26 protein-coding genes are annotated in these 23857 nt (G+C 68.7%); 5 read left to right on the top strand and 21 right to left on the bottom strand.

The window, feature by feature from the left end; genetic code table 11:
- Positions 1-136 precede the first annotated feature (136 nt).
- The 6 genes from CSC76_RS15635 to CSC76_RS15610 all read right to left on the bottom strand — a co-directional run bounded on the left by CSC76_RS15635 (position 137) and on the right by CSC76_RS15610 (position 6865).
- Positions 137-1438 (bottom strand): outer membrane beta-barrel protein, encoded by a 1302-nt coding sequence (locus tag CSC76_RS15635; RefSeq protein ID WP_162110903.1) that lies wholly within the window; start codon positions 1436-1438, stop codon positions 137-139.
- 20 nt (positions 1439-1458) lie between these two features.
- Positions 1459-2226, bottom strand: a complete 768-nt coding sequence (locus CSC76_RS15630; RefSeq protein WP_162110902.1) for a P-loop NTPase family protein — start codon at positions 2224-2226, stop codon at positions 1459-1461.
- Between the two features lie 10 nt (positions 2227-2236).
- A complete protein-coding gene (locus CSC76_RS15625) occupies positions 2237-3826 on the bottom strand; it encodes an XrtA system polysaccharide chain length determinant (RefSeq protein ID WP_162110901.1) in 1590 nt (529 codons plus the stop codon).
- Positions 3826-4446, bottom strand: coding sequence for an XrtA/PEP-CTERM system exopolysaccharide export protein (locus CSC76_RS15620; protein ID WP_162110900.1), 621 nt, complete (start codon positions 4444-4446; stop codon positions 3826-3828). The genes CSC76_RS15625 and CSC76_RS15620 overlap by 1 nt, the downstream gene beginning before the upstream one ends.
- Positions 4447-4543: 97 nt before the next feature.
- Complete coding sequence (locus CSC76_RS15615; protein ID WP_162110899.1) at positions 4544-5551, bottom strand: NAD-dependent epimerase; 1008 nt, start codon at positions 5549-5551, stop codon at positions 4544-4546.
- Between the two features lie 24 nt (positions 5552-5575).
- On the bottom strand, positions 5576-6865 hold the full coding sequence (locus tag CSC76_RS15610) for a nucleotide sugar dehydrogenase (protein ID WP_274382102.1): 1290 nt from the start codon (positions 6863-6865) through the stop codon (positions 5576-5578).
- Positions 6866-7080: 215 nt separating this feature from the next.
- Between CSC76_RS15610 and galE the strand changes: the two genes are divergently transcribed.
- Positions 7081-8097 carry a UDP-glucose 4-epimerase GalE gene (gene galE, locus CSC76_RS15605; RefSeq protein ID WP_162110898.1) on the top strand — a complete coding sequence of 339 codons (1017 nt, stop codon included), beginning with the start codon at positions 7081-7083 and terminating at the stop codon, positions 8095-8097.
- 117 nt (positions 8098-8214) lie between these two features.
- Complete coding sequence (locus CSC76_RS15600; RefSeq protein ID WP_162110897.1) at positions 8215-9270, top strand: diguanylate cyclase; 1056 nt, start codon at positions 8215-8217, stop codon at positions 9268-9270.
- 6 nt (positions 9271-9276) lie between these two features.
- Here CSC76_RS15600 and CSC76_RS15595 read toward each other — a convergent pair whose 3' ends face one another.
- The 6 genes from CSC76_RS15595 to CSC76_RS15570 all read right to left on the bottom strand — a co-directional run bounded on the left by CSC76_RS15595 (position 9277) and on the right by CSC76_RS15570 (position 14355).
- The gene (locus tag CSC76_RS15595; protein WP_162110896.1) at positions 9277-10128 is read right to left on the bottom strand and encodes an alpha/beta hydrolase family protein; all 852 of its coding nucleotides are present in this window, start codon (positions 10126-10128) and stop codon (positions 9277-9279) included.
- Positions 10125-10934 (bottom strand): bifunctional hydroxymethylpyrimidine kinase/phosphomethylpyrimidine kinase, encoded by an 810-nt coding sequence (gene thiD, locus CSC76_RS15590; protein ID WP_162110895.1) that lies wholly within the window; start codon positions 10932-10934, stop codon positions 10125-10127. The genes CSC76_RS15595 and thiD overlap by 4 nt, the downstream gene beginning before the upstream one ends.
- A 35-nt stretch (positions 10935-10969) precedes the next feature.
- A complete protein-coding gene (locus CSC76_RS15585) occupies positions 10970-11647 on the bottom strand; it encodes a YoaK family protein (protein ID WP_162110894.1) in 678 nt (225 codons plus the stop codon).
- A gap of 21 nt (positions 11648-11668) precedes the next feature.
- Positions 11669-13066 carry a PhoH family protein gene (locus CSC76_RS15580; RefSeq protein ID WP_162110893.1) on the bottom strand — a complete coding sequence of 466 codons (1398 nt, stop codon included), beginning with the start codon at positions 13064-13066 and terminating at the stop codon, positions 11669-11671.
- A gap of 115 nt (positions 13067-13181) precedes the next feature.
- A complete protein-coding gene (locus tag CSC76_RS15575) occupies positions 13182-13661 on the bottom strand; it encodes a peroxiredoxin (RefSeq protein WP_162110892.1) in 480 nt (159 codons plus the stop codon).
- Between the two features lie 133 nt (positions 13662-13794).
- Positions 13795-14355 carry a glycine cleavage system transcriptional repressor gene (locus CSC76_RS15570; RefSeq protein ID WP_056881142.1) on the bottom strand — a complete coding sequence of 187 codons (561 nt, stop codon included), beginning with the start codon at positions 14353-14355 and terminating at the stop codon, positions 13795-13797.
- A gap of 180 nt (positions 14356-14535) precedes the next feature.
- Between CSC76_RS15570 and dapA the strand changes: the two genes are divergently transcribed.
- Positions 14536-15444: a 4-hydroxy-tetrahydrodipicolinate synthase gene (gene dapA / locus CSC76_RS15565; protein ID WP_162110891.1), complete on the top strand. Its 909-nt coding sequence runs from the start codon at positions 14536-14538 to the stop codon at positions 15442-15444.
- Positions 15445-15459: 15 nt separating this feature from the next.
- Positions 15460-15957 carry a hypothetical protein gene (locus CSC76_RS15560; protein WP_162110890.1) on the top strand — a complete coding sequence of 166 codons (498 nt, stop codon included), beginning with the start codon at positions 15460-15462 and terminating at the stop codon, positions 15955-15957.
- A 66-nt stretch (positions 15958-16023) separates the two neighbouring features.
- On the opposite strand, the gene fdxA is transcribed toward CSC76_RS15560, so the two are convergent.
- A complete protein-coding gene (gene fdxA / locus CSC76_RS15555) occupies positions 16024-16347 on the bottom strand; it encodes a ferredoxin FdxA (RefSeq protein ID WP_162110889.1) in 324 nt (107 codons plus the stop codon).
- Positions 16348-16649: 302 nt separating this feature from the next.
- Here fdxA and CSC76_RS15550 point away from each other — a divergent pair, with 302 nt between their 5' ends.
- Positions 16650-17357 (top strand): pirin family protein, encoded by a 708-nt coding sequence (locus CSC76_RS15550; RefSeq protein WP_162110888.1) that lies wholly within the window; start codon positions 16650-16652, stop codon positions 17355-17357.
- 61 nt (positions 17358-17418) lie between these two features.
- On the opposite strand, the gene CSC76_RS15545 is transcribed toward CSC76_RS15550, so the two are convergent.
- From CSC76_RS15545 to CSC76_RS15510, 8 genes are all read right to left on the bottom strand, one after another.
- Positions 17419-17577, bottom strand: coding sequence for a DUF1427 family protein (locus CSC76_RS15545; protein ID WP_162110887.1), 159 nt, complete (start codon positions 17575-17577; stop codon positions 17419-17421).
- Positions 17574-17804: a XapX domain-containing protein gene (locus CSC76_RS15540; protein WP_162110886.1), complete on the bottom strand. Its 231-nt coding sequence runs from the start codon at positions 17802-17804 to the stop codon at positions 17574-17576. Before CSC76_RS15540 ends, CSC76_RS15545 begins: the two co-directional genes overlap by 4 nt.
- The gene (locus tag CSC76_RS15535) at positions 17801-19435 is read right to left on the bottom strand and encodes an MFS transporter (protein ID WP_162110885.1); all 1635 of its coding nucleotides are present in this window, start codon (positions 19433-19435) and stop codon (positions 17801-17803) included. The genes CSC76_RS15540 and CSC76_RS15535 overlap by 4 nt, the downstream gene beginning before the upstream one ends.
- A gap of 2 nt (positions 19436-19437) precedes the next feature.
- Complete coding sequence (locus tag CSC76_RS15530; RefSeq protein WP_202923546.1) at positions 19438-21294, bottom strand: amidohydrolase; 1857 nt, start codon at positions 21292-21294, stop codon at positions 19438-19440.
- An 88-nt stretch (positions 21295-21382) separates the two neighbouring features.
- A complete protein-coding gene (locus CSC76_RS15525; RefSeq protein ID WP_162110883.1) occupies positions 21383-21832 on the bottom strand; it encodes a DoxX family protein in 450 nt (149 codons plus the stop codon).
- Between the two features lie 11 nt (positions 21833-21843).
- On the bottom strand, positions 21844-22500 hold the full coding sequence (locus tag CSC76_RS15520) for a hydrolase (RefSeq protein ID WP_162110882.1): 657 nt from the start codon (positions 22498-22500) through the stop codon (positions 21844-21846).
- An 89-nt stretch (positions 22501-22589) separates the two neighbouring features.
- Entirely contained in the window at positions 22590-23189 is a 600-nt protein-coding gene (gene wrbA, locus CSC76_RS15515) for an NAD(P)H:quinone oxidoreductase (protein WP_162110881.1), read from the bottom strand.
- Positions 23190-23241: 52 nt separating this feature from the next.
- Positions 23242-23706 (bottom strand): helix-turn-helix transcriptional regulator, encoded by a 465-nt coding sequence (locus CSC76_RS15510; RefSeq protein WP_162110880.1) that lies wholly within the window; start codon positions 23704-23706, stop codon positions 23242-23244.
- Positions 23707-23857 lie beyond the last annotated feature (151 nt).

The following is a 23857-nucleotide window of genomic DNA, read 5'->3' as shown; positions in this document are numbered from 1 at the left end:
GGGGGAGATCGTTTCGGGGGCGTCGGCGGATCCGCAGTGCCCGATGGCTGCCGCGAGCAGGGCCAGGACGAGCAGGACCGCACTGGGAATGCCATGCGTCCGCAGGGTGGAAGGTTTGGCGCGCATGCCGGACCCCTCAGCGGTTGGAATAGGCGACGCTCAGATAGACGATGTTCTGCGAAACGTCCTGGCCCGCGTCGGTGCTGTCGCGCTTGTAGCGCTCCGCGTGCAGGCGTGCGGTCCAGCGTGGCGCCCAGTGGTAGGCCAGGCTCGCGCCCACGCGCGAGGTTTCGTCCTCGCGGCCGAGTTGGGTGTAGTCCAGCCGTTCCCACGTGGCGTAGGTGCCCAGCGTCAGCGAGCGCCGCACCAGCCAGTGCAGGTCGAAGCGCGCGCCGCGGGTCTTCTGGTCGAACTCGTCCGAGTCCACATAGTCGCGCTTCTGCGCGTACGGCGCGACGGACAGGTTCAGGCGGGTTCCGGTAAAGCGGTAGCCCAGGTCGATGCCGCGCACCTCGTAGGGCGACGCGTTGACCACCGCGTCGCCGGTCAGCACGTTCTCGGGAATCGTGGCTTCGGACTGGATCCCGGTCAGGGCGTCGGTCGCGGTGTCCGAGAACTGGCTGGACAGGGCGATGTTCAGCTGCGAGCGCGGCGACAGGTTCCATTCGGCATCCGCGCGCATCAGGGGTTCGGAGCGCGACTCGCCCTGGCGATAGTCGATGCGCGAATAGCCCAGGTCGGCGCCCAGCTCGAAGTTCGCCAGCGTGCGCACGTAGCGTCCGTAGAGGTCGTAGCGGTTGTAGTCGCGCGCCACGATGTCGTCGTCGAAATCGACGCGCTGCGCCTGCAGGTTGAGCGACACTCGGCTGGTCGGCGACAGTTCCTTGATCGTGCGGATCGCGCCGGCCAGGCGCTGGGAGTTGAATTCGTCCGTGACCTCCGCATCGCTGAGCACGTAGCGCAGCTCCGCCTGGCCGTGCAGCGAGGGCGTCCAGTTGAACAGCAGCGTGGGGCCGGCGGAGAACACGTTCACCTGCTGGCGGTTGCCGGGACCGTCCGGGACCAGCGAATCGACCGGCTGCACCGTCAGGTTGTCTTCCACCAGGAAGAACAGGCGCTCCGGGATGGCCACCCAGTTGAGGCGGCCGGACAACGTGCCGTCGACGGTGTCGGCGAAGATGTCGTCCTCGTAGTCGCGGTACTCCGCGCGGCCATCGAGGTTCAGCTGCAGCGCGGAGATGTTCTCGGTGATGCTGAAGCCGACGCCGGCACGCAGGTAGCGCTGCTCGATCGGATCGACCGGCGCCATGGTCACGTTGCTGTTCCGCTCCATGCCCAGGTCCACGGTGTAGTCCACCCGGGCGGCGAGCGCGTGGCCCGGCAGCGTGGCCAGGACCGCGGCGGCGATGAGGGAGAGGCGTAGTGGATGGGTGCGCATGCCGCTGCTCCTTGGCCGCCTTACGGGATTTCGTTGAACACCACGCCGGCCACCTTGTCGGCAGGAAAACTGCCGACGGCCTTCTCCAGCTTCTCGGGCGTGACCTTGCCGTAACCGGCCACCAGCACCACCAGGTCGGCCAGCTCGGACAGGATGCGCGCGTCCGGCGAGCCCAGCACCGAGGGACTGTCCAGGATCAGGTAGCGATCCGGGTAGCGGCTGCGCAGCGAGTCGACCATCGCGCGCATGCGGAACGCACTGAAGGCTTCGCCCGTGGTCTCGCGCTGGCGGCCACTGGGAATCAGCCGCAGGCGCGGCACGCCGGTGCGGTAGATGATGCGGCCCAGGTCGGCGTCGCTGTCGCCCAGGTAGTCCATCAGGCCGCCGTGGCTGGCGTCCACGCCCAGGGCGGTGTGCTGCGAGGGATGCAGGGCATCGCAGTCGACCAGCAGAGCACTCTTGGCATCGTCGAAAGCGAACGCCGTGGCCAGGTTGCGGGCCACGAAGCTGCCACCGCAGCCGTTGCTGACCGGCGCCACCAGGGTGACGAAATTGCGCTCGCCTCCCAGCGCCAGCAGGCGGGTACGCAGTTCGCGGAACGCATCGGCCTGCTCGCGGACGGAGTCGTTGCGATGGATGACGCGCCGTTCTTCCAGTTCGCGCGGCGTCAAAGCGGTGGGTTCGTCCATCAACGCCAGCGAGCGCGAAGTGTCGGTGCGATGGGGAACACCATGCAGTCGTTCGTTGTCCGGGGTCACGGGCTTTTCCAGGGTGGCATAGGAGGTCATGGCGGCGGCCTCAGGCAGCAAGCTGCTTGAGGCCGAACGCCAGCCCGTACGCGAGGATGACCAGCGTCAGGATGCCGAAACTCATCGCATTGCGGCTGAGTTCCTGTCGGCGGTCGCGCGGCGAATGGTAGGTCGGCACCACAGTGAGGAGGGGGCGCTCGGTGATGCGCTGCAGCTGCTGGGCCGAGCGGATGCGCGGATCGAAGCGGGCGCGCAGGAACAGCAGGCCCAGCGGGATGCCCACCGCCATCAGCAGACCGCCGATGGCGAAGTGCATGAAGCGCAGGCCCGTCGGGCGCAACGGCATGGTGGCGGGATCCTGCACGCGCAGGGTCAGGCCACGCTCCTCGCGGTCCAGCTGCATGGAAACGCGGGCATTCTCGCGCCGGCGCAACAGGTCCTGGTAGATGTCGCGGTTGACTTCGTAGTCGCGGGTCAGCTCGGCCAGGGCGCTTTCCGAATCGGCGATGCGACGGCTGCGGTTCAATTCTTCATTGAGCATCGACTCCGCTATCGCCATGCGCGAGGCGGTTGCCGCCACTTCGCGCCGGGTCTGCGCCTGTTGGCTGCGCAGTTCCTGGTAGAGCGGGTTCATCTGCGCCTCGTCGAACGGACTGGCTCCCTGCGGCGCGGCGGCGCGGCGGGTCTGCTCGTTGGCCATGGCCTGCTGCAGGTCGGCCATCTGGTGGCGCACGCGCACCACGTCCGGATGCTGCTCGGTGTAGTTCAGCAGCAGGCGGTCCAGCTGGCCCTGCAGCTCGAGCAACTGCGCGCGATACAGGCTCTCGCGCGTCTGCACCGCGGTCACCGCCGACTCGCCGGACAGCTGCGAGGCGATCGCGTTCTCGCGCGAACGCTGCTCCAGCAGCGCCATGCGGGTCTGTTCCACCGTCGTGCGCAGCGAGCTGATGCGCGTGTTGGCGTCGGTGGCGCTGCCGGGCTGGGCGTCGGTATTGTCCGAACGGTACTGGCGCAGGCGCTCTTCGGCTTCCAGCAGCTTGGCGTGGTAGTCCTGCACCTGCTTGTTGATGAACTCGTAGGCCTCGCGGCTTTCGCGTTCCTTCGCCGCCAGGCTTTCCTTGATGAACATCTCGCTCAGGCGCTCCGTCACCTGGTAGGTGCGCTTGGCATCGCTGTCGCGGTAGGTGATCTGGATCAGGTTGGGGCGCGGGCTGGTGATCGCGATGCGACCCTTGATCTGTTCCATCAGGCGGTCCTGCTCGACGGCGCTGGGCTTGTCGTCCAGCCAGCCGCCGGTCTTCAGCGCGTCTTCCAGCACCCTGCGGCTGTAGATCACCTGGCGCGCGATGCCGGCGCGGTCGACGACGCCGGTCGCCACGGCGCGGCCTTCCAGCAGGGGCTGGATGATGTCGCTCTCCTGCGCCAGGATCGTGGTGGAGGCGGTGTAGTTCTTTGGCAGCACCAGCAGGCCCACCACCAGGGTCAGCAGTGCCACGGCGGCGAAGATGCCGACCAGCGCGACCCGATGGCGACGCGCCTCGCGGATCAGGATGGGCACCAGGTCGTTGGGAGAAAGCGCAGCGGAAGGTGCCGCCGGCGCGGAATAGCCGCGCCGCGCGGGAAGGTTGCTCTGGCTCATCAGAAGGTACGCTCGGGGACCGTGATGACGTCGCCGGGCGACACGGTGTAGTTGGTGCTCAGGTCGCCGCGGTTGAGGATGCGGTCCAGCCGCACCGCGTAGGTCTGCGTCTGCTCGGCGCTCTTGCGGTGCAGGTCGGAGCGGTCGGCAGCGGCGAACTCGGTGATGCCGCCGGCGGCCAGCACGGCATCCAGTACCGTCATGCCGGGACGGTACGGCAGCGAGACCGGTTGGCGCACGGCCCCGGTGACGCGCACGCGGGACAGGTATTCATGGCTGCGCAGGTCGGTCAGGATGACCGCCACCTGCGGGTCGCGCACGTAGGTGGCCAGTCGCTCCTGGATGTCCTTGGCGACCTCGCTCGGGGTGCGGCCGCCTGCGGCCACATCGCCCACCAGCGGCACGGAGATCATGCCGTCGGGGCGGACCGGCACGGTGATGCCGAGCTCCGGATTGCGCCACACCGACACCTGCACGATGTCGTCCACGCCGATGTGGTACGCGTCGGTACCCAGCGTGGTGGTAGCCGGTGGCGGTGCTTCGCTGCCGGACGACGTGGCGCATGCGGCCAGCAGCAGGGACAGGACGGTGACGGCTAGGCCGGCAAAGGCGCGTTTCATCGGAGGATCCCCTGGAGTTGCTCGATGCCGGTAACAACGACGGCAGCGGCGGAATCCGGCCATCCCGGTATGCCCGCGGGGCATCCGGGGCGGCGCGTCAGACGTCGTAGAACGCGCGGTACCACTCCACGAAGCGGCGCACCCCGGTTTCGATGGGCGTGGCGGGCGAGTACCCGGTGTCGCGGCGCCGGGCTTCGACGTCGGCCTCGGTATCAGGGACGGCGCCGGGCTGCATCGGCAACAGGCGCCTTTCCGCCTTGCGGCCCAGGCAGTCCTCCAGCACCTCGATGTAGCGCAACAGCTGCACGGGCTGGTGGTTGCCGATGTTGTACACGCGGTAGGGCGCCAGCGAACTGGCCGGCGTGGGCGCCAGCGGATCGTAGGCGGGGTCGGGGCCCGGTACGCGGTCCAGGGTGCGGATCACGCCCTCGACGATATCGTCGACATAAGTGAAGTCGCGGGTGTGGTGGCCGTGGTTGAACACGTCGATGGGCTCGCCCGCGAGGATCTTCTTCGTGAACAGGAACAGCGCCATGTCCGGCCGGCCCCACGGGCCGTACACGGTGAAGAAGCGCAGCCCGGTGGTGGGCAGGCCGAACAGGTGGCTGTACGTGTGCGCCATCAGCTCGTTGGCCTTCTTGCTGGCGGCGTACAGGCTGACCGGATGGTCCACGCTGTCTTCCACCGCGAACGGCAGCTTGCGGTTGGCGCCGTAGACCGAACTGGACGAGGCGTAGACCAGGTGCTCGATGCCGCGGTGCCGACACGCTTCCAGGATGTTGAGGAAACCGACGATGTTGCTGTCGATGTAGGCGTGTGGATTCTCCAGGGAGTAGCGCACGCCGGCCTGTGCGGCCAGGTTGACCACGCGCTGCGGCTTGAAGTCGTCGAACGCGGCCTCCAGCGCCGCGCGGTCCTCCAGCGAGGCGCGCACGAAGCTGAAACCGTCCTGCGGCATCAGCCGGGCGAGTCGGGCCTCCTTCAGCGCGGGGTCGTAGTACGCGTTCAGGTTGTCGTAGCCCAGCACTTCATCGCCCCGTGCGAGCAGGCGCTCGCTCAGGTGGGAGCCGATGAAGCCGGCGGCGCCGGTGACCAGTACGCGCATCAGGTACTCCTGGGGAAGAGGGGATTACAAGCAGTCGTCGACCGCGTGTCGGGGCAGGGTGCGCTTCACGTCGAAGACCACCGCGCCCGGCTTGCCGAACCCGCGGATGCCGTCGGCGCCGCGTTCGCTGAACTGCCGGTGCGCCACCGCGAGGATGACCGCATCGTACTGGCCCGCCTGGGGTTCCGCCACCAGATCCAGTCCGTACTCGTGTTTCGCCTCGTCGGCGCTGACCCATGGATCGTGCACGTCGACCTGCGCGTTGTAGCTGCGCAGCTCGGCCACGATGTCGACCACGCGCGTATTGCGCACGTCGGGGCAGTTCTCCTTGAAGGCCAGCCCCAGCACCAGCACCTTCGCGCCCGCGGTAGGCAGGTTGCGGCGTGCCATCAGCTTGGCCACGCGGCGCGCCACGTGGCTGCCCATGCCGTCATTGATGCGGCGCCCGGCCAGGATCACGTCGGGGTGGTAGCCGATCTGCTGCGCCTTGTGGGTCAGGTAGTACGGGTCCACGCCGATGCAGTGGCCGCCCACTAGACCCGGGCGGAAGGGCAGGAAGTTCCACTTGGTGCCCGCGGCTTCCAGCACCTCGTGGGTATCGATGCCGAGGCGGTGGAAGATCAGCGCCAGTTCGTTGATCAGGGCGATGTTGACGTCGCGCTGGGTGTTTTCGATGACCTTGGCCGCTTCGGCCACGCGGATGCTGCTGGCCTTGTGCGGGCCGGCGGGGATGATGCTGCCGTACAGGGCGTCCACGAAATCGGCGACCTCCGGCGTGGAGCCGGAGGTGACCTTCATGATGGTTTCCAGACGGTGCTGCTTGTCCCCCGGATTGATCCGTTCCGGGCTGTAGCCGGCGTAGAAATCCTGGTTGAAGCGCAGGCCGGATTCGCGCTCGATGATCGGCACGCAGGCTTCTTCGGTTGCGCCGGGGTACACGGTCGATTCGAAGATCGCCACGCCGCCCTTGCCGATGGCGCGGCCGACCGTGCGGCTGGCCGACTCCAGCGGGCGCAGGTCCGGGCGCTTGTAGTCGTCGATGGGCGTGGGCACGGTGACGATGAAGACGTTGCAGCCGGCCAGCGCCGCGGGGTCGTCGCTGAAGTCCAGCAGCGGCGTGTCGCGCAGCTCATCGGCGGAGACTTCCAGTGTGTGGTCCCGGTGTTCGCGCAGCTCGGACACGCGCGTGGCGTTGATGTCGAAGCCGAGCGTGGGGAACTTGCGGCCGAACGCGACCGCCAGCGGCAGCCCGACGTACCCCAGTCCGATCACGGCGATCCTGGCCTGGTCCAGGGTGGGCAATGGAGCGTTCATCGATGTGGGGTTCCCCTGTATGTCGCGTGCCGAAGAGTCTATACGCAGGCAGGGCACGGGCGTTCCCGCTCCCGGCCTGGCATCGAGCCGATCAACGTGCAAAGCATGCGCCTCAGGACAAGGAGCACGCATTGGCCTGATATCGCCACGACCTGCGTAACAGCGGATGATCGCCCGCCCGGATGGCGGGACGACCTGCGACCGGGGGAGTCGAGATGCGGATCCTGCTGTGCGGCGGCGCCGGTTACATAGGCGCGCATACCTACGTGGTGCTCGTGGAGCGCGGCCACGATGTCGTGGTGGCCGACAACTTCAGCAACAGTTCGCCGGGCGTGCTGGCCCGCCTGCGGCAGATCACCGGGCGTCTGGTGCCGTTCCAGCCGCTGGACCTGCGGGACCGGGATGCGGTGACGGGATTCTTCGCCCATCAGGCCTTCGATGCCGTGGTGCACTTCGCGGCGCTGAAATCGGTGGGCGAGTCGTGCGAACGTCCGCTGGACTACTTCCACAACAACATCGGCGGCACGCTGAACCTGCTGCATGGCATGCGCGAGGCCGGCGTCGACCGGCTGGTGTTCAGCTCGTCGGCCACCGTCTACGGCGATCCCGACCACGTCCCTGTGCGCGAGGATGCGCGCCTGCAGGTGACCAATCCCTATGGGCGCACGAAGCTGGTGATGGAAGAGCTGATCGGCGACCTGTGCCGCAGCGATGCCGGATTCCATGCCGCCAACCTGCGCTATTTCAACCCGGTGGGCGCGCACGCGTCCGGCCTGATCGGCGAGGACCCCACCGGCATCCCCAACAACCTGATGCCGTACATCTGCCAGGTGGCGGTGGGGCGGCGCGACCGGCTGAGCGTGTTCGGCGGCGACTGGCCCACCGTCGACGGCACCGGCGTGCGCGATTACATCCACGTGATGGACCTGGCGCGCGCGCATGCCGATGCGCTGGACTTCCTGGTGCGCGAACGCCGCAGCCTCACCGTCAACCTGGGCACGGGGCAGGGCGTCAGCGTGCTGCAGCTAGTGGAGGCGTTCGCGCAGGCGGCGGCGCGCAGGATCCCCTATCAGGTTGTCGCGCGGCGCCCGGGCGACGTGGCCGAGGTGTACGCCGACCCCTCGCTGGCCCAGCGGACGCTGGGATGGCGTGCCGAACTGGGCGTCGAGGCGATGTGCCGCGATGCCTGGCGCTGGCAGTCGCAGAACCCGCAGGGCTATCCCGTGGCGTGATCGCCCCATCGGCGCAGACGGGCCCCTGCCCGCACGCGCCGCGACCGCATGCCGCGGGCTGGCGGCGGGAACGCGATTGGCCGAGAATCGCGCCATCCCTTGCCGCCCGGATCCGCTTTGCCCCTGGATGCTGCGCTCCACCTGGCGGAACAGAACCGCGTGCGCTACGGCCTGCGCATGTACCTCATGCGTGCGCTGGGGCTGGGTCTGGGGGCGATCTGCGTGGCGGCGGTCCTTTACGAGCACGGCGCGTCCCCCGCGCTGTGGGGTCTGCTGGCGGCGAACGGATTCGCATGGCCGCACCTGGCCTATCTGCGTGTCAGGGCGCGCCGCGACGATCCGCTGCAGGCGGAGTACCAGAACCTGACCTTCGACGCCGCGATGGGCGGCTTCTGGATCGCGGCGATGCAGTTCGATGCGCTGCCCAGCGTGCTGCTGGCGGTCATGCTGACGATGGACAAGGTGATCATCGGCGGCGCTCGCTTCGCCCGCCGGACGCTGGGTGCGATGGCGGCCACCTGCCTGGCCGCGAGCGCCGCCTGGGGGGTCGCGTTCGATCCCCGCACCAGCTACCCGGTGGTGCTGGCCTGCCTGCCGTTCCTGGCGGTGTACCCCATGGCGATCGGCGTGGCCACCCACGCGCTGGCACGCAGGGCACGCAAGCAGAAGACGCTGCTGGAAAAGATGGCGCGCTTCGACGCGGCCACCGGCCTGATGAACCGGCAGCAGTGGCTGCATGCGGCCACCCACGAACTGAAGCGTTTCCAGCGATCGGGGCGCGCCGGCGTACTGGTGCTGATCGACATCGACCGATTCAAGGACATCAACGATGGCTACGGCCACACGATCGGCGACGAGGTGGTCGAGGAGTTCGCGCGCCTGCTGAAGGCCTGCCTGCGCGACGTGGATACGCCCGGGCGCTATGGCGGCGACGAGTTCGGGGTGGTCATGCCCGACACGCGTTGGGAAGAAGCCATCGTGGCGGCGGAACGGCTGCGCCGGCAGGTCGCGGCCTTCGCCTTCTCCACACGCGGCCTGCGTTGCACGGTCAGCATCGGCCTGTCCGAATGCCATCCGGGCATCGCCTCGGTGTCGGACTGGGTCAACAGCGCCGACGCCGCGCTGTATCGGGCCAAGGCGCGCGGACGCGACTGCATCGTCGTGGGGTGTTGAGCCGGCTCAGGACAGCAGCGCGTCGACGACGGCCTGCGGTTGCTTCATCCACGCGAAGTGGTCCGCGCGCGTGCCCAGGGCGGCGTGATGCAACGTGTGGACGCGGGCCGGTGCGTCGGGCATCTTCGCCATCAGGGCGCGCAACGAACTTTCCGGCGCAAGCCAGTCGTCGTCGAACAGCACCCCGTCGATCGGCGTGCGGACCCGGCGCAGCCCCGCTTCCAGATCGACCGGCCAGCCGGCGGCGCGATACCGGCCGCTGAGCCCCACGCGTGCCCAGTCGGCGATGAGACTGCGTGCTTCATCGCCGCCGAAGCCCAGCCGTCGTCCCGGCAAGGCACCGCAGGCGCGCGCCAGCCAGGGCGCGAACCGGTAGAAGAACGGCAATGCGTAGCCGCGTGGCGTGGGAAACGTGCGCCAGTAGGGCGTGCCGCTGCCGACCAGCCAGAGCCCGGCGAAGGCATCGGGATGCTGGCCCAGGTGGCAGGCGGCCAGTTGTCCGCCCAGGCTGTGGCCACCGATGCGGTGCGGAATGTCCGGCAGCCAGGCCTGCAGCGCCGCGTGGCTGAGGGGCAGGTCCGTGCCCAGCAATTCGTGGTAACCCCAGTCGTTGCGCCGTCCGGCGCGCAGCGAGCTGCTGCCATTGCCGCGCCATTCGTGCACGAACACCGCCATGCCTCGCCCGGCGAGCAACGCCGCGAAAGGCAGATAGTGGCGCGCCGCGACGCCCAGCGCCGGGATCCACAGCAGGGCGGAGGAGGCCTCGGCGGGGATGCAGGCGATCAGCGTGCAGGCATGGCCGTCCTGTGCCCGCAGGGCGATGTCTTCCTGCACGACCTGCCGTTCGGTGACGTTCATGCGCGCGGCGCGGCTCCGACGTGGTCGAGGACCAGGATGTCGCTGCGTCCGGGCCGGTAGCCGCCACGCAATGCGGCGTGCACGTAATCCGACGCGGCCAGGCACGCGTCCTTCATCGGCATGCCCTGCGCGCGGCGCGCGGCGATGGCCGATGCGAGCGTGCAGCCGGTGCCATGCGCCTCCAGCGGGAGGCGCGGATGCGATGTCTCGGCGAGGCCATCCTCATCGCAGTACAGGTCCACCACATCGGCATCGCCGGGCAGGTGTCCGCCCTTGAGGAAGACCGCCCGCGCACCCAGTGCCAGCAGATCGCGTGCGGCCTGGCGCATGGCGGTCGCGTCGGCGATGGCACGGCCCAAAAGCAGCTCAGCCTCGGGAAGGTTGGGCGTCACCACGTGCGCCAGCGGCAGCAGCTGCATGCGCATCGCCTGCAGGGCGCTGTCTTCCAGCAGTTTGGCGCCGCTGGTGGCGACCATCACCGGATCGACAATGACGGCGGCAGGGCGGTGCGTGTGCAAGGCGTCGGCCACCACGCCGATCACCTCGGCCGTGGCCAGCATGCCCAGCTTCACCGCGCGGATGTCGAAATCGTCGAAGCAGGCGTCCAGCTGCGCGCGCAGGAAATCCATCGGTGGCACGTTCACCGCGGTCACGCCGCGCGGGTGCTGCGCCGTGAGGGCGGCGATGGCGGACAGCCCGTGCACGCGGTGCGCGGCGAAGGTCTTGAGGTCGGCCTGGATGCCGGCGCCGCCGCCGGAATCGGAGCCGGCGATGGTCAGGGCGGAAACCACGGAAGGCGAAGTCATGCGTGGATTGTGCCATCCGCGCGCCGGCCTGCGCGTCAGGGCGGCGACTGTCCGGCCTGCACCCATTGCCGGTACAGCACGTACCCGATGCCGGTGCTTCCCGTCAGCAGTGCCGGCGCGAGCAGCGCGTCGTAACCCCAGTGGCGATAGAACCACGTCCCCAGTACGCCACCGCCCAGGAAGCCGCTGATGATCAGGCCGCTGAGCGTCAGCCGGCGCATCGGCAATGGCATGCCACGCAGCAGGTGTCCCAGGCCGATGCCCAGGTCGGTGAACATCCCGCTGAGGTGCGTGGTGCGTACCGCCGCGCCGCTGTAGGTGGTGACCATCGCGTTCTGCAGTCCGCAGGCCATCGCGGCCAGCAGCGCGCCCCAGATCTGCTGCTGCTTGAACAGGGGAATCGCGAGCAGCAGCAGCGCCGCCTCCAGCGCCAGCGCCACCCCGTAGCGGCGCCCCAGTTTCAGCGTCTGGTCCTGGATCACCAGCCCGCTCAGCATCGCGCCCACGCAGAAGGCGATCAGCATGCCCCACAGGTGCACGATCGCGCGCAGGTCGCCCTGCGCGAGCGCGGCCCCGAGCAGGCTGGTGGTGCCGGTCAGGTGGCTGACCGCCTGGTGTTCGAAACCCAGGTAGCCGATGACGTTGACCATGCCTGCCACGCAGGCCAGCGCGACGGCACCGATCCAGACCCAGCGGGGGAGGTGAAGGCCCATGACGTCGGCGATCGCGTCCGCTTACAGCACTTCCGACGCGTAGTCCGCCAGGCGCGAGCGCTCGCCACGCCGCAGCGTGATGTGCGCGCTGTGCGCCCAGTTCTTGAAGCGGTCCACCGCGTAGGTCAGGCCGGATGTCGTCTCCGTCAGGTAGGGCGTGTCGATCTGCTCCACGTTGCCCAGGCAGACGATCTTGGTGCCCGGACCCGCGCGCGTGATCAGCGTCTTCATCTGCTTGGGGGTGAGGTTCTGCGCTTCGTCCAGGATCAGGTAGCGGCTCAGGAACGTGCGCCCGCGCATGAAGTTCATCGAACGGATCTTGATGCGCGAGGCGAGCAGGTCGTTGGTCGCCGCGCGCCCCCAGGCGCCGCCCTCCTGGTTGTGCGTCAGCACTTCCAGGTTGTCGGTCAGCGCGCCCATCCACGGGGTCATCTTTTCCTCTTCCGTGCCGGGCAGGAAGCCGATGTCCTCGCCCACGCTGACGGTGGCGCGGGTCATGATGATCTCGCGGTAGCGCTGCTGGTCCATCGTCTGCGCCAGGCCGGCCGCCAGCGCGAGCAGGGTCTTGCCGGTGCCGGCGGTGCCGAGCAGGGTGACGAAGTCGACTTCCGGGTCCATCAGCGCGTTGAGCGCGAAATTCTGTTCGCGGTTGCGCGCATTGATGCCCCACACCGCGTGCTGGCTGTGGCGGAAGTCGTCCACGATCTGCAGGGTGGCCTTGTCGCCCTCCACCCGCGCCACGCGGAACTCGGATTCGTCGTCGCCCGGCAGGTAGAGGTACTGGTTGGGATACCAGCCGGCGTCTTCGGCCATCGTCACCTCGTAGTACGTGCGGCCCTTGTCGGTCCACGACCGCAGGTCCTTGCCGTGGCGCTGCCAGAAGTCCGCCGGCAGGGCGGTCGCCCCGGTGTACAGCAGGCTGAAATCGTCCAGCGCGCGGTCGTTCTCGTAGTCTTCCGACACGATGCCGGCGATGGCCGCCTTGATGCGCAGGTTGATGTCCTTGGAGACGAACACCACCGGAATTTCCGGCTCCTGCTCCTTCAGCGCCAGGATCGCACCGAGGATGGCATTGTCGGGGATCACCGCGCCGAAGCTCTTGCCGGCCTCGAAGTGGCTGGTCTGGAAGCGCAGCAGCCCCGCGCTCTGCGAGCCGCGCAGCTGCAGGCCGTTGGGCTGCACCAGCGGGATGCCGGCGGCCAGGTTGTCCAGTCCCGATGCCTGGACCAGTTCGTTGAGGAAGCGGCTGACCTGCCGCGCGTTGCGGCTCGCTTCCGAGGTGCCCTTCTTGCCGTTGTCCAGTTCCTCGATCACCTGCATCGGCAGGTAGACATCGTGTTCCTCGAACTTGAACAGCGCGGTGGGGTCGTGCATCAGCACGTTGGTGTCCAACACATAGATACGCTTGCTACGGGTCATTCGGGCAACCTCATCGAGGAAGATGTGTGAACACGGGCGACTTTTCCGCGGACAGCAGCGAACCACCATGACCCGCCGCGGCGCGGGATGGTGGGTGAAGGGGAAGGGGATTCGGTCACTGGGCCTGGTGGGCCTTCAGGGCGTCCAGCACGGCCTGGGCGTGGCCGGGAACCTTCACGCCGCGCCATGCCTGCGCGATGCGGCCGTCGGGCGAGATCAGGAAGGTGCTGCGCACCACGCCCAGCACCTTGCGGCCGTACATGTTCTTTTCGTGGATCACATCGAAGGCCTTGCACAGCGCTTCGTCGGCGTCGCTCACCAGCGGAAATTTGAAACCCTGCTTCGCGCAGAAGTTGTCGTGCGACTTCACCGAGTCGCGCGAGACGCCGAGCACCGTGGCGTTGAGCTTCTTGAACTTCGGCAGCAGCGCGTTGAAGTCCAGGCCCTCGGTGGTGCAGCCCGGCGTGCTGTCCTTCGGGTAGAAGTACAGCACCAGCCAGGCGTCGGCGTAGTCGGCGAGGGTGGCGGTGTCGCCGCCGGACAGCGCCAGCGGCAGTTTGAGGACGGCCTTGCTCAGTGCGGTGGTTGCGCTCATCGAATCTCGCGGGTACCTAGTGCCTGCCTTCCAGTGCCGCCACGCGCTTGTCCAGCGCCTTGATCTGGTTCTGCTGGCCGATGATGACCGCCAGTGCCACGAAGAACAATACGTATTCCACGCGCGTCCCCTTTCAGAACTTCATCGGATCCATGATCGCGTCCAGGTTCAGGTGGTCGCAGAACTCGAGGAAATCGTCGCGCAGCGCGGCGATGTGCATGTTGGCCGGCACCCCAATGGTGACCTGTGCCGAGAACATCTCCGCACCCGTCTGCATGGCGCGGTAGCGCGTGCTCTGCAGGTTCTCGATGGTGATGCCCTGGCGGTCGAAGAAGTCGGCCAGCTGGAACAGGATGCCCGGCTTGTCGGCCGCCACCACTTCCACGATGTACGGCAGCAGGTTGGACTGCACCACCTTCGGCCCGGTGCGGTAGAACACTAGCTTCAGGCCCTCGTCGCGCTCCAGGCGCGACAGCATGGCCTCCAGCTTGGCGACGGCGTCCCAGGAACCCGTGGCCAGCGCCGTGACGGACACGTCGCGGCCCACGGTGGCCAGCCGGGCGTCCACCAGATTGCAGCCGCTGTCGGCGATCCGGCGCGTCACCGACAGGAGCGGCGATTCCGGATGCGTCGTGTAGGCGGTGATCAGCAGGTGGTTTTCGGTCGGCGAAGGCCGGGGCGTGGAATCGGTCAAAGGAGCTTCCGGCGTTGCGGTGAGGCTGAATGGCGGCCGGGCAGCGACCCGACGACGCAGGCAGCATACTTGCCCGCCCTTTGAGCCCGCAAGTAACATGCGGCGGACATCGAAGGCGGTCCGGGATGATGGCGCCTGTGCGCGCCGCCGGGGCGCCGGATCCCCACCGAGAGCCTGACCTTGCACCTTTCCGGCAGCATCACCGCACTGGCCACGCCGTTCCTGGCGTCGGGCGAACTCGATCTGCAAGCCTGGCGCGCACTGCTCCAGCAGCAGATCGACGGCGGCACGCAGGGCGTGGTGGTGGCGGGCTCCACCGGCGAGGCCGCGGCCCTGTCCGACGAGGAATACGACACCCTGCTGCGCATCGCGGTGGAGGAGGTGCGTGGGCGCATCCCGGTGCTCGCCGGTACCGGCCGGATGAACACCGCCAGGACCATCGCCGCCACCCGGCGCGCCGAGGCGGGCGGTGCGCAGTTCGCGCTGGTGGTGACGCCTCCCTATGTACGTCCGACCCAGGCAGGCCTGCTGGCGCATTACCGCGCCGTCGCCGACCAGGGCGGCCTGCCGGTGGTGCTCTACAACGTGCCCGGCCGGACCGGCTGCGACCTGCTGCCCGAAACCGTGGCGGAGCTCGTGGACCACCCCGGCATCGTCGGCATCAAGGAAGCGCGTGCCGAGCCCGAGCGCATGGCGGCGCTGCTCGCGTTGCGACGTGATGGGTTCGCCATTCTCAGCGGCGACGACCCGACGGCAGGCCGCGCGATGCTGGCCGGCGCCGATGGCCTGATTTCGGTGGGCTCCAATGCCCTGCCGCGCACCTTCCGCCGGCTTTGCGATCTGGCCCGCGCAGGCCGGGCCGACGCCGTGGCCGCGCTCGATGCGCAGCTGCAGGAGATCTACGGCTTCCTCGGGGTGGAGTCCAATCCCATCCCGGTAAAGGCGCTGCTGCAGCGGGCGGGCTTCGGCCAGGGCCTGCGCCTGCCGCTGCTTCCGCTGTCCGCCCCCCATACCGCTACCGCCGACCGCCTCGCCACGCTGGTACAGGCGCTCGAAGCACAATCCAGCCGCGACGATCTCGCGGCCTGAACCCAGGAGAACTCCATGCGTCATTCGTCTTCCCTCGTGCGTCCGCTGGCCCTGGTGCTGCTGGTCGTGTCCGTCGCCGGCTGCTCATGGTTCAAGAAGGGCGCCAAGGGCGATTACGCGCTGGCGCCGGAAGCGCGCCCGCTGGAAGTGCCGCCGGATCTCAACCTGCCCAACACCAGCGGCGCGATGCAGGTGCCGAACGTGGGTCCGGCCGCGTCGTCCGCGGGCGCCGCGACGAATGTGGCGGGCGGCTTTACCGTCAGCGGTAGCCGCGATGAAGCGTTCACCCGCGTGGGTGAGGCGCTGGCCGGTATCGAGGGCGTGGCCATCGCCAGCCGCGCGCAGCTGCTGGGCACGTACGACGTCAGCTACGAGGGCGTCAGCTTCCTGGTGCGCGTGAGTGCGGTCGATGCCGGTGCCTATGTGTCCGCAGTCGATCCGCGCGGCCTGCCGGCCACCGGCGCGGCGCCGACCAAGCTGCTGGCGGCGTTGAAGGCGAAGATGGGCGGCTGATCGCTGCCCTTGCGGGAAACAGAAAGGGCGCCGAGGGCGCCCTTTTCTTTTGCAGCCTTCGCTGCCTCAGCGTTCGAGCAGCGGCAGCTTGCCCGGCTTGCCTTCCCATTCTTTCGCGTCGGGCAACGGATCCTTGCGGGTGGTGATCACGGGCCATGCGCGCGACAGTTCCGCGTTCAATGCCACATAGCCTTCCTGGCCCGCAGGCACGTCGTCCTCGGGATAGATGGCGTTGATGGGGCATTCGGGTTCGCACAACGTGCAGTCGATGCATTCGTCCGGGTCGATCACCAGGAAGTTCGGACCTTCGTGGAAACAGTCCACCGGGCAGACCTCCACGCAGTCGGTGTACTTGCACTTGATGCAGTTTTCGGTGACGACGAAGGGCATGAAGACGCGGCTCTAACGGAAACCGCGCAAGTTTAATGCACGCGGCAGGCGATGGCGCATCGAATATCCGTCTGATCGGTGCCTGCGTGCCGGCGCTGCGACGCCGTGTCGCAGCCTGCGGTGGGCGTAGGCGGCGCACGCATGTCCGGGATCGTGTGCGAGCCTGCCGCTACGCTTGCCGCGCGGAGGCTCGGATTGGTTTATATTCACAAATAGAACAATGAATAAATATTATTGTTGTTTATTCCATAAATGTCGATATTCATGCTGTGCACCACACCCAACCTCCAAGGAGTTCCGCCATGATCACCCTCCGTCCTGCCCATGAGCGCGGCCACGCCAACCATGGCTGGCTGGATTCCTGGCACAGCTTCTCCTTTGCGAACTACTTCGACGACAAGCACGTCCACTGGGGGCCGCTGCGCGTCATCAACGAGGATCGTGTGGCCGCCGGCCGCGGCTTCGGCGAGCATGGCCACCGCGACATGGAGATCATCAGCTACGTGCTGGAGGGCGCACTGGGCCACAAGGATTCGATGGGCAACAGCTCCAGCATCGTGCCCGGCGACGTGCAGCGCATGAGCGCCGGCACCGGCGTGCAGCACTCGGAGTTCAACTACAGCGAAACCGGCACCACGCATTTCCTGCAGATCTGGATCATCCCCGATCGCCAGGGCGTGAAGCCCTCGTATGAAGAGAAGTCGTTCCCCGCCACCGACAAGCAGGGCCGCCTGCGCCTGGTCGTCAGTCCCGACGGTGCCGACGGCTCGGTCAGCATCCACCAGGATGCCCGCATGTACGCGGGCCTGTTCGATGGCAGCGAGAAGGCGGAACTGCGCCTGGCGGATGGCCGGCTCGGCTACGTGCACATCGCGCGTGGCGAAGCGACCGTCAACGGACAGGCCCTGAAGGCCGGCGACGCGCTGCTGTATCGCGACGAGCCGCTGGTCAGCATCGAGCGTGGCATCGGCGCCGAGATCCTGGTGTTCGACCTGCCGACGATGCAGTAAGCGTCGCCATGCGGCGAAGGGAAGGGCGCGCCGGTCGCGCCCTTTCCGTTCTGGGCCGTTATCAGCCCAGCAACCGGTCTGCGGCCAGGAACCCCGCCGTCATCGCCACCACCAGCAACGCGCCCTGCAGACGCGGAGGTGCGGGCACCGGGATGTCGAGCCAGCGGCAGGCGATGCCGATGGCGAGGGCGAGCATGATGCCCACCAGTGCGGTGATCATGGCCTGTCGCTCCACACGCCGTGGCCGGTCGGTCCGCCGCAGTCGCGTCGATGCCGCGCTGCGCGCCGGACCAGCGCGCCGTCGGCCAGCATGTAGCCGCTGGTCATCGCCACGACCAGCAACGCGCCGACCAGTACCGGCGGTGCCGGCACCGGTACGCCGAACGCACGGCAGCCGAAACCGATGGCGAAGCCGAGCAGCAGGCCGGCGATGAATTTTCCGTTCAAGCAAGGCCTCCTTGGGCGGGAGCAGCGGAGGGCGGGGCCACGCCCGGCGCGCCGCCGATGAAATGCCGTACCAGGGGGCGCTGCGCGGGGTCGGCCAGCGTCTCCAGCAAGGCGTCCTGGATGGCTCGCTCGTCCTCCGTCACGCGTTCGTGCTGGCGCAGGTGTTCGCGCCACGAAGCATCGACGAAGTACTCCAGATAGACGCCGGGTTGCGTGCTGTCCTCGGCCACGCCCCATTGCAGCGCGCCGTTGCGGCGGCGCGCGCGTCCGAGCGGTTGCACGCGCTGCAGGAAGGTCGTGCGCCGTGCGGGGTCGATGCGGTATTCGACCGTCACCAGCACCGGGCCGCGCTCGTCCTCCAGCTCGGGACTGACGATCGGTTGCGGCCAGTGCCCCGATGGCGTGACGTTCACCCGCGCCGCCTCGCCCAGCCGGAACCGCAGGCCGAACAGCGCGGCCAAGGCGGTCCCGACCGCCGCGGCGGCGAGCGCGGCAGGCGTTCCGAAGGCCTGTGCCGCCGCGCCCCCGCCCCGGCTGCCGGCGGCCATGCCGGCGGAGAACACCACGATGTACAGCGAAAGCGCACGCGCCCGCACCCAGGCCGGCACGGCAGTCTGCGCGGCGATCTGCAGCGAGGACAGCACGGCGATCCACGCGAAGCCGGCCAGCAGCGCGACCGCATACAGCAGGTGGATCCAGCGCAGCAGCGCGACGCCCAGCGTGCACCCTGCGTAGGCGAGCGTCGCCACCAGCACCAGGCGGTCGGGATCCAGGCGGGTGCGCAGGCCCGGCAGCACCATCGCCCCGGCGATCGCGCCCGCACCGATGCAGCCCAGCAGCAGGCCGTAGGTCCCCGCGCTGGCCTGCAGGTCCTGCTTCACCACGATGGGCAGCAGGGCCGTGAGGGCGCTGGCGAAGGTGAAGAATCCCGCGGCCTTCACCAGCACCGCCTGCAGCACGCTGGCCTGCATGGCATAGCGCAGGCCGGCTCGAAGCGCCACGCCGAAGGTTTCCGGCGGCAGTGCGGTGGCGACGGGAACGCGGCGCCAGCACCACAGCACCACGGCCACGCCGAGGAAGGTCAGCGCGTTGACGGCGAACGCCCAGGCGATGCCGGCCTGGGCCACGATCAGGCCGCCCAGCGCCGGTCCGATCGCGCGCGCGATGTTCATGCTGAGCGAGCCCAGCGCCACCGCGGGGCCGAGCATCGGCTTGGGCACCAGTTCCGGCGTGGTGGCCTGCTGCGCCGGCATCGCCATCGCTGCGCCGATGCCCAGCGCGAATGTCAGCGTTACCAGTGTCCATGGGCCCAGCCGGTCCAGATGGGCAAGCACGGCGAGCGTGCTGGCGACCAGCAGCATCCACAGCTGCGCCAGGATCAGGAAGCGGCGCCGGTCCACGATGTCGGCCAGCGTGCCCGCGATGATCGCCAGCAGGACCACCGGAAACGGGGCCGCCGACTGCACCGCCGCGACCATCAGCGGCGAGTTCGTCGTCTCGGCCATGACCCAGGCGGCGGCGACGTCGTGGATCCACGTGCCGATGTTGCCGACCAGGATGGCCAGCCAGAGCGCGCGGAACGTGGGTTGCCCCAGCGGGGACCATGGGCCGTGAGTCGCAGGCGCGGACATGCTCAGAACGCGAAGCACGCGCAGCCGAGCGCGCCCCAGAACGCCTGCAGGTCGCGCGTGGGCACGGCGTGGTGCGCCGCATGGCGGTGGCCCACGTGGTCGTGCGCATGCACGCGGCATGCGGAGCCGTGCGCCTGCGCCAAGGCCGCGCGGGCCTGCGCCAGCGTGCCGCCCTGGTAGCCGCCGAAGCGGTTGACCGGTGACCAGTCCGGCATCGGCGCCGGCAACGCGGGCGCGTGCGGCGCGAACGGTCCCGTGCCGTGCACGATGCGGCCACCGACCACCGTCAGCACGCTGGTGATATCAGGGATGTCGTCCTCGGCCACCGTGAAGTAGTCGGCCGACAGCAGCGCGCAATCGGCGAACTGTCCCGGCGCCAGCCGCCCCTTGCGTTCCTGCTCGGTGGAGAACCACGCCCTGCCGTGCGTCCACAGCTGCAGCGCTTCCTCGCGCTCCAGCCGGTTGTCGTCGCCGTACATCTGCAGTCCGCCCAGCGTGCGCCCGCTGACCAGCCAGTACAGCGCCACCCACGGGTTGTAGCTGGCCACGCGGGTGGCATCGGTGCCGGCGCCGACCGGTACGCCGGCCTGCAGCATCCGCCGGACGGGCGGCGTATGGCGCAGCGCGTCCTTGCCGTAGCGTGCGGCGAAGAATTCGCCCTGGTAGGCCATGCGGTGCTGGATGGCGATGCCGCCGCCGAGCGCGCGCACGCGATCGATGTTGCGCGGCGAGATGGTTTCCGCGTGATCGACGATCCAGTGCAGGCCGTCGAACGGCACTTCGCGGTTCACCTGTTCGTAGACGTCGAGCACGCGGGTGATGCTCTCGTCGTAGGTGGCATGGATGCGGAACGGCCAGCGCTGTTCGGCGAGGAAGCGCACCACGTTCGCCAGCTCGCCTTCCAGCGTTGCCGGCAGGTCGGGGCGTGGCTCGCGGAAGTCTTCGAAGTCCGCCGCCGAGAACACCAGCATCTCGCCCGCGCCGTTGTGGCGCAGCAGGTCGTCGCCCTGGCCGGGCCGCACCATCTTCGACCAGCGCTGGAAGTCGGTCAGCTCCTCGCCCTTCTTCTGGGTGAAAAGGTTGTAGGCGATGCGCACCGTCAGCTGCCCGTCGGCGTGCAGCTGCTCGATGATCCGGTAGTCCTCGGGATAGTTCTGGAAGCCGCCGCCGGCATCGATCACCGAGGTGATGCCCAGATGGTTGAGCTCGCGCATGAAGTGCCGCGTGGAGTTGAGCTGGTACTCGGCCGGCAGCTTCGGTCCCATCGCCAGCGTGGCGTACAGGATCAGGGCGTTGGGTTTGGCCAGCAGCAGGCCGGTGGGATTGCCGGCCCGGTCGCGCTGGATCTCGCCGCCCGGCGGGTTCGGCGTGTCCTGGGGGTAGCCCACCGCGCGCAAGGCGGCGCGATTGAGCAGGGCGCGGTCGTACAGGTGCAGGATGAAGACCGGCGTGTCGGGTGCCGCGGCGTTCAACTCATCCAACGTGGGCAGACGTTTTTCGGCGAACTGCGATTCGCTGAAGCCGCCGACCACGCGCACCCACTGGGGCGCCGGCGTGACGGCGACCTGCGCCCTCAGCATCGCCATCGCGTCGGCGAGCGAGCGCACGCCGGCCCAGCGCAGTTCCAGGTTGTAGTTCAGGCCGCCGCGGATCAGGTGGGTGTGGCTGTCGTTGAGACCGGGCACCAGACGGCGCCCGCCGGCATCGATGACGCGTGTGTCTTCGTTGGCATGCGCCATCACCTGGGCCTCGTCGCCGACCGCCAGCACGCGGCCATCGGCGAAGGCGATCGCGCCGGCGGAGGGCAGCGCCGTGTCGAGCTTGGTGATGCGCGCATTGCGCAGGATCAGGTCGGCCATGCGGGAATCTCCGGGGCGGGCATCACGGGGCAGCGCCGCGAGCGTGGCGGCCGCCGCCACGCTTTTCAGCAGGTGGCGGCGCGTATCGTCAACGGCCATGCGCCATTCCCTGGCGTGTCGCGTCCATGGACAAGCTTCCGGGCCCGGTCAGGGCGACGCTCAGGTGCGCCAGCAACCACAGCAGCGGGTACTCGATGCCGCCGTGCATCCAGAACCAGCCGTGCGAGAGGTTCAGCGCCACGGTGACGCCAAGGAAGGCCGCCGAACCCAGGGCCGCAATGCGCGTGAACGCACCGACGGCCACCATCAGGCCGAGGGCGGTCTGCAGCGCGGCGAGCAACAGCGGCAACGGTGGCGCAGAAGGCAGGCCGAAGTGCTGGAGTTCGGCCGCGAAACCCGCGATACCAGGCCCGCCGAACCAGCCCAGCAACTTGCCCAGGCCATGCGGCAGCAGGAAGCCGCCGGCGGCGAGACGCAGCACCAGCAACCCAGCCGATGTCGTGCCTGCATGCGCGACGGAAGCGGTGTGGGCGACCATCGTGCGTGCCGTCAGTGCCCGCCCTCGGACGCGCCGAACATGCTCTTGGCGTACTGGATGCCCAGGCCGTAGCCGCCGCCGTGCAGCTTGGCGATGCCGGTCGTGAGGTCGTACGTCGCGCTGCGTGCCCAGTCGCGCTGAAGCTCCAGCAGGTACTGCACGCTGGTCAGCGGCCGGACGCCGGCCTGGATCATGCGCTGCATCGCGCGTTCGTGCGCTTCGTCGGTGACATCGCCGCAGGCGTCGGCGATCACGTACACCTCGAAACCCTGGTCCAGCGCCGACAGTGCCGGCCCGACGATGCAAACGCTGGTCCACAGGCCGCCGAGCACGATCCGGCTCTTGCCGGACGCATTCACCGCGGCGACCACGGCCGCATCTTCCCAGCAGTTCATGGTGGTACGGTCGAGTACGTCCGCGTTCGGGAACGCTTCGGGGATTTCCGGGAACAGCGGGCCGGAGAAGGATTTCTCCGCCACGGTCGTCAGCAAGGTCGAGACGCCGAACCCGGCGGCGCCCTTGGCCACCAGCGCGACGTTGTTGCGCAGCATGGCCACATCGATCGAATGCGTGGCGAAGGCCATCTGCGACTGATGGTCGATCAGGACCAGGGTGTGGTCGGCCGGCGTGAGCAGGGTCTTGCCGGCGGCGGGAGAGGCGGTGGGCATGTCGGGCTCCTGGCGTGAAGGAAGAATCTCGCCACTGTCGCGGACATGCGCGCACGTGGATTGCACCGGCGTGCGCGCTGATGCGCGCGTCAGCCGTGCAGCTTGATCGCGGTCTCGGCCACCCGCCGGCCCTGGTAGCGCGCGGCGTCCAGTTCGTTCTGGGTCGGCTGGCGCGATCCGTCGCCACCGGCGATGGTGGTCGCGCCGTAGGGCGAGCCGCCGGTGACTTCGTCCAGTTTCATCTGTCCGGCGAAGCCGTAGTCCAGCCCCACGATCACCATGCCGAAATGCAGCAGGTTGGTGATGATGGAGAACAGCGTGGTTTCCTGGCCGCCATGCTGTGTGGCAGTGGAGGTGAACGCGGCGCCGACCTTGCCGTGCAGGGCGCCCTTGGCCCACAGGCCGCCGGCCTGGTCCAGGAAGTTGGCCATCTGCGACGCCATCCGCCCGAAGCGGGTGCCGGTGCCGACGATGATGGCGTCGTAGTCGGCGAGCTCGGCGATGGTCGCCACGGGTGCGGGCTGGTCGAGCTTGTAGTGCGACTTCCTCGCCACGTCCTCCGGCACCAGTTCCGGTACGCGCTTGATGTCGACGCTCGCGCCACCGGCGCGCACGCCCTCGGCCACGGCGTGGGCCATGGTTTCGATATGCCCGTAGGCGGAGTAGTAGAGGATCAGGACCTTGGCCATGGCAGGACTCCAACGGGAGAGGGGACGTGCCGCACGCGGCGGACGGGCAGGGTTACGCGGAGCGGGTTACCGGCGCGTGCAGGTGGCAGAACTCGCGCGGCGAATAGCCCGTCATCCGACGGAAGGTGCGGGTGAAATGGCTCTGGTCGAAGAAGCCCAGCGATGCCGCCGTCGCCGAAATCTTCTGCGGGCCGCGGGCCAACTGTTCCTGCGCCAGCGCGATGCGTTTGGCCAGCACGAACTCCATGGGGCTGCGCCCCGTGCTGACGCGGAACAGGCGGGCGAAGTGGAAACGGCTGATGCACGCGGCGCTGGCGATGTCGGCCAGGGTGATCGTGTCGCCGATGTGGCGCTCGATGTAATCCAGCGCACGCCCCAGCGCCCGCGGACTCAGGCCGCGGGCGCTGGCCTGGACTTCATGGCGGTCGAGGCGTGCCGACCCGGAGGTGGTGGTGGGAATGAAGGGGAAGGGCGGCGCGACGGTCTCGCGCAGGAACAGGGACGGGGGAGCATCCACGGCGGTGTCCTCGGGCGACGATGACGGGAGGCGCCTGCCGCGACAGGGGGATGGCCGGGGACGGGCAGGCGGGTGCCATGGTGCGTGCCTCCTTGCAGTGCGAGTACCCCCATCAGGGCGGGCCGACGCTCACTCGAATGGGGGTGGGCAA

The sequence above is a fragment of the Pseudoxanthomonas mexicana genome (assembly GCF_010093385.1).
Lineage (GTDB): Bacteria > Pseudomonadota > Gammaproteobacteria > Xanthomonadales > Xanthomonadaceae > Pseudoxanthomonas_A > Pseudoxanthomonas_A mexicana.
This window is presented reverse-complemented; position numbering and strand designations above follow the sequence as displayed.

What these genes read in the sequence shown, in the direction of transcription:
- CSC76_RS15630 (WP_162110902.1), bottom strand. Translation starts at nt 2,226, where the DNA reads ATGACCTCCTATGCCACCCTGGAAAAGCCCGTGACCCCGGACAACGAA.
- CSC76_RS15585 (WP_162110894.1), bottom strand. Translation starts at nt 11,647, where the DNA reads ATGGGCCTTCACCTCCCCCGCTGGGTCTGGATCGGTGCCGTCGCGCTG.
- CSC76_RS15635 (WP_162110903.1), bottom strand. Translation starts at nt 1,438, where the DNA reads ATGCGCACCCATCCACTACGCCTCTCCCTCATCGCCGCCGCGGTCCTG.
- galE (WP_162110898.1), top strand. Translation starts at nt 7,081, where the DNA reads ATGCGGATCCTGCTGTGCGGCGGCGCCGGTTACATAGGCGCGCATACC.
- CSC76_RS15610 (WP_274382102.1), bottom strand. Translation starts at nt 6,865, where the DNA reads ATGAACGCTCCATTGCCCACCCTGGACCAGGCCAGGATCGCCGTGATC.
- fdxA (WP_162110889.1), bottom strand. Translation starts at nt 16,347, where the DNA reads ATGCCCTTCGTCGTCACCGAAAACTGCATCAAGTGCAAGTACACCGAC.
- CSC76_RS15620 (WP_162110900.1), bottom strand. Translation starts at nt 4,446, where the DNA reads ATGAAACGCGCCTTTGCCGGCCTAGCCGTCACCGTCCTGTCCCTGCTG.
- CSC76_RS15575 (WP_162110892.1), bottom strand. Translation starts at nt 13,661, where the DNA reads ATGAGCGCAACCACCGCACTGAGCAAGGCCGTCCTCAAACTGCCGCTG.
- CSC76_RS15525 (WP_162110883.1), bottom strand. Translation starts at nt 21,832, where the DNA reads ATGGTCGCCCACACCGCTTCCGTCGCGCATGCAGGCACGACATCGGCT.
- CSC76_RS15615 (WP_162110899.1), bottom strand. Translation starts at nt 5,551, where the DNA reads ATGCGCGTACTGGTCACCGGCGCCGCCGGCTTCATCGGCTCCCACCTG.
- CSC76_RS15520 (WP_162110882.1), bottom strand. Translation starts at nt 22,500, where the DNA reads ATGCCCACCGCCTCTCCCGCCGCCGGCAAGACCCTGCTCACGCCGGCC.
- CSC76_RS15535 (WP_162110885.1), bottom strand. Translation starts at nt 19,435, where the DNA reads ATGTCCGCGCCTGCGACTCACGGCCCATGGTCCCCGCTGGGGCAACCC.
- CSC76_RS15560 (WP_162110890.1), top strand. Translation starts at nt 15,460, where the DNA reads ATGCGTCATTCGTCTTCCCTCGTGCGTCCGCTGGCCCTGGTGCTGCTG.
- CSC76_RS15595 (WP_162110896.1), bottom strand. Translation starts at nt 10,128, where the DNA reads ATGAACGTCACCGAACGGCAGGTCGTGCAGGAAGACATCGCCCTGCGG.
- CSC76_RS15625 (WP_162110901.1), bottom strand. Translation starts at nt 3,826, where the DNA reads ATGAGCCAGAGCAACCTTCCCGCGCGGCGCGGCTATTCCGCGCCGGCG.
- CSC76_RS15580 (WP_162110893.1), bottom strand. Translation starts at nt 13,066, where the DNA reads ATGACCCGTAGCAAGCGTATCTATGTGTTGGACACCAACGTGCTGATG.
- CSC76_RS15550 (WP_162110888.1), top strand. Translation starts at nt 16,650, where the DNA reads ATGATCACCCTCCGTCCTGCCCATGAGCGCGGCCACGCCAACCATGGC.
- thiD (WP_162110895.1), bottom strand. Translation starts at nt 10,934, where the DNA reads ATGACTTCGCCTTCCGTGGTTTCCGCCCTGACCATCGCCGGCTCCGAT.
- CSC76_RS15530 (WP_202923546.1), bottom strand. Translation starts at nt 21,294, where the DNA reads ATGGCCGACCTGATCCTGCGCAATGCGCGCATCACCAAGCTCGACACG.
- CSC76_RS15545 (WP_162110887.1), bottom strand. Translation starts at nt 17,577, where the DNA reads ATGATCACCGCACTGGTGGGCATCATGCTCGCCCTCGCCATCGGCATC.
- wrbA (WP_162110881.1), bottom strand. Translation starts at nt 23,189, where the DNA reads ATGGCCAAGGTCCTGATCCTCTACTACTCCGCCTACGGGCATATCGAA.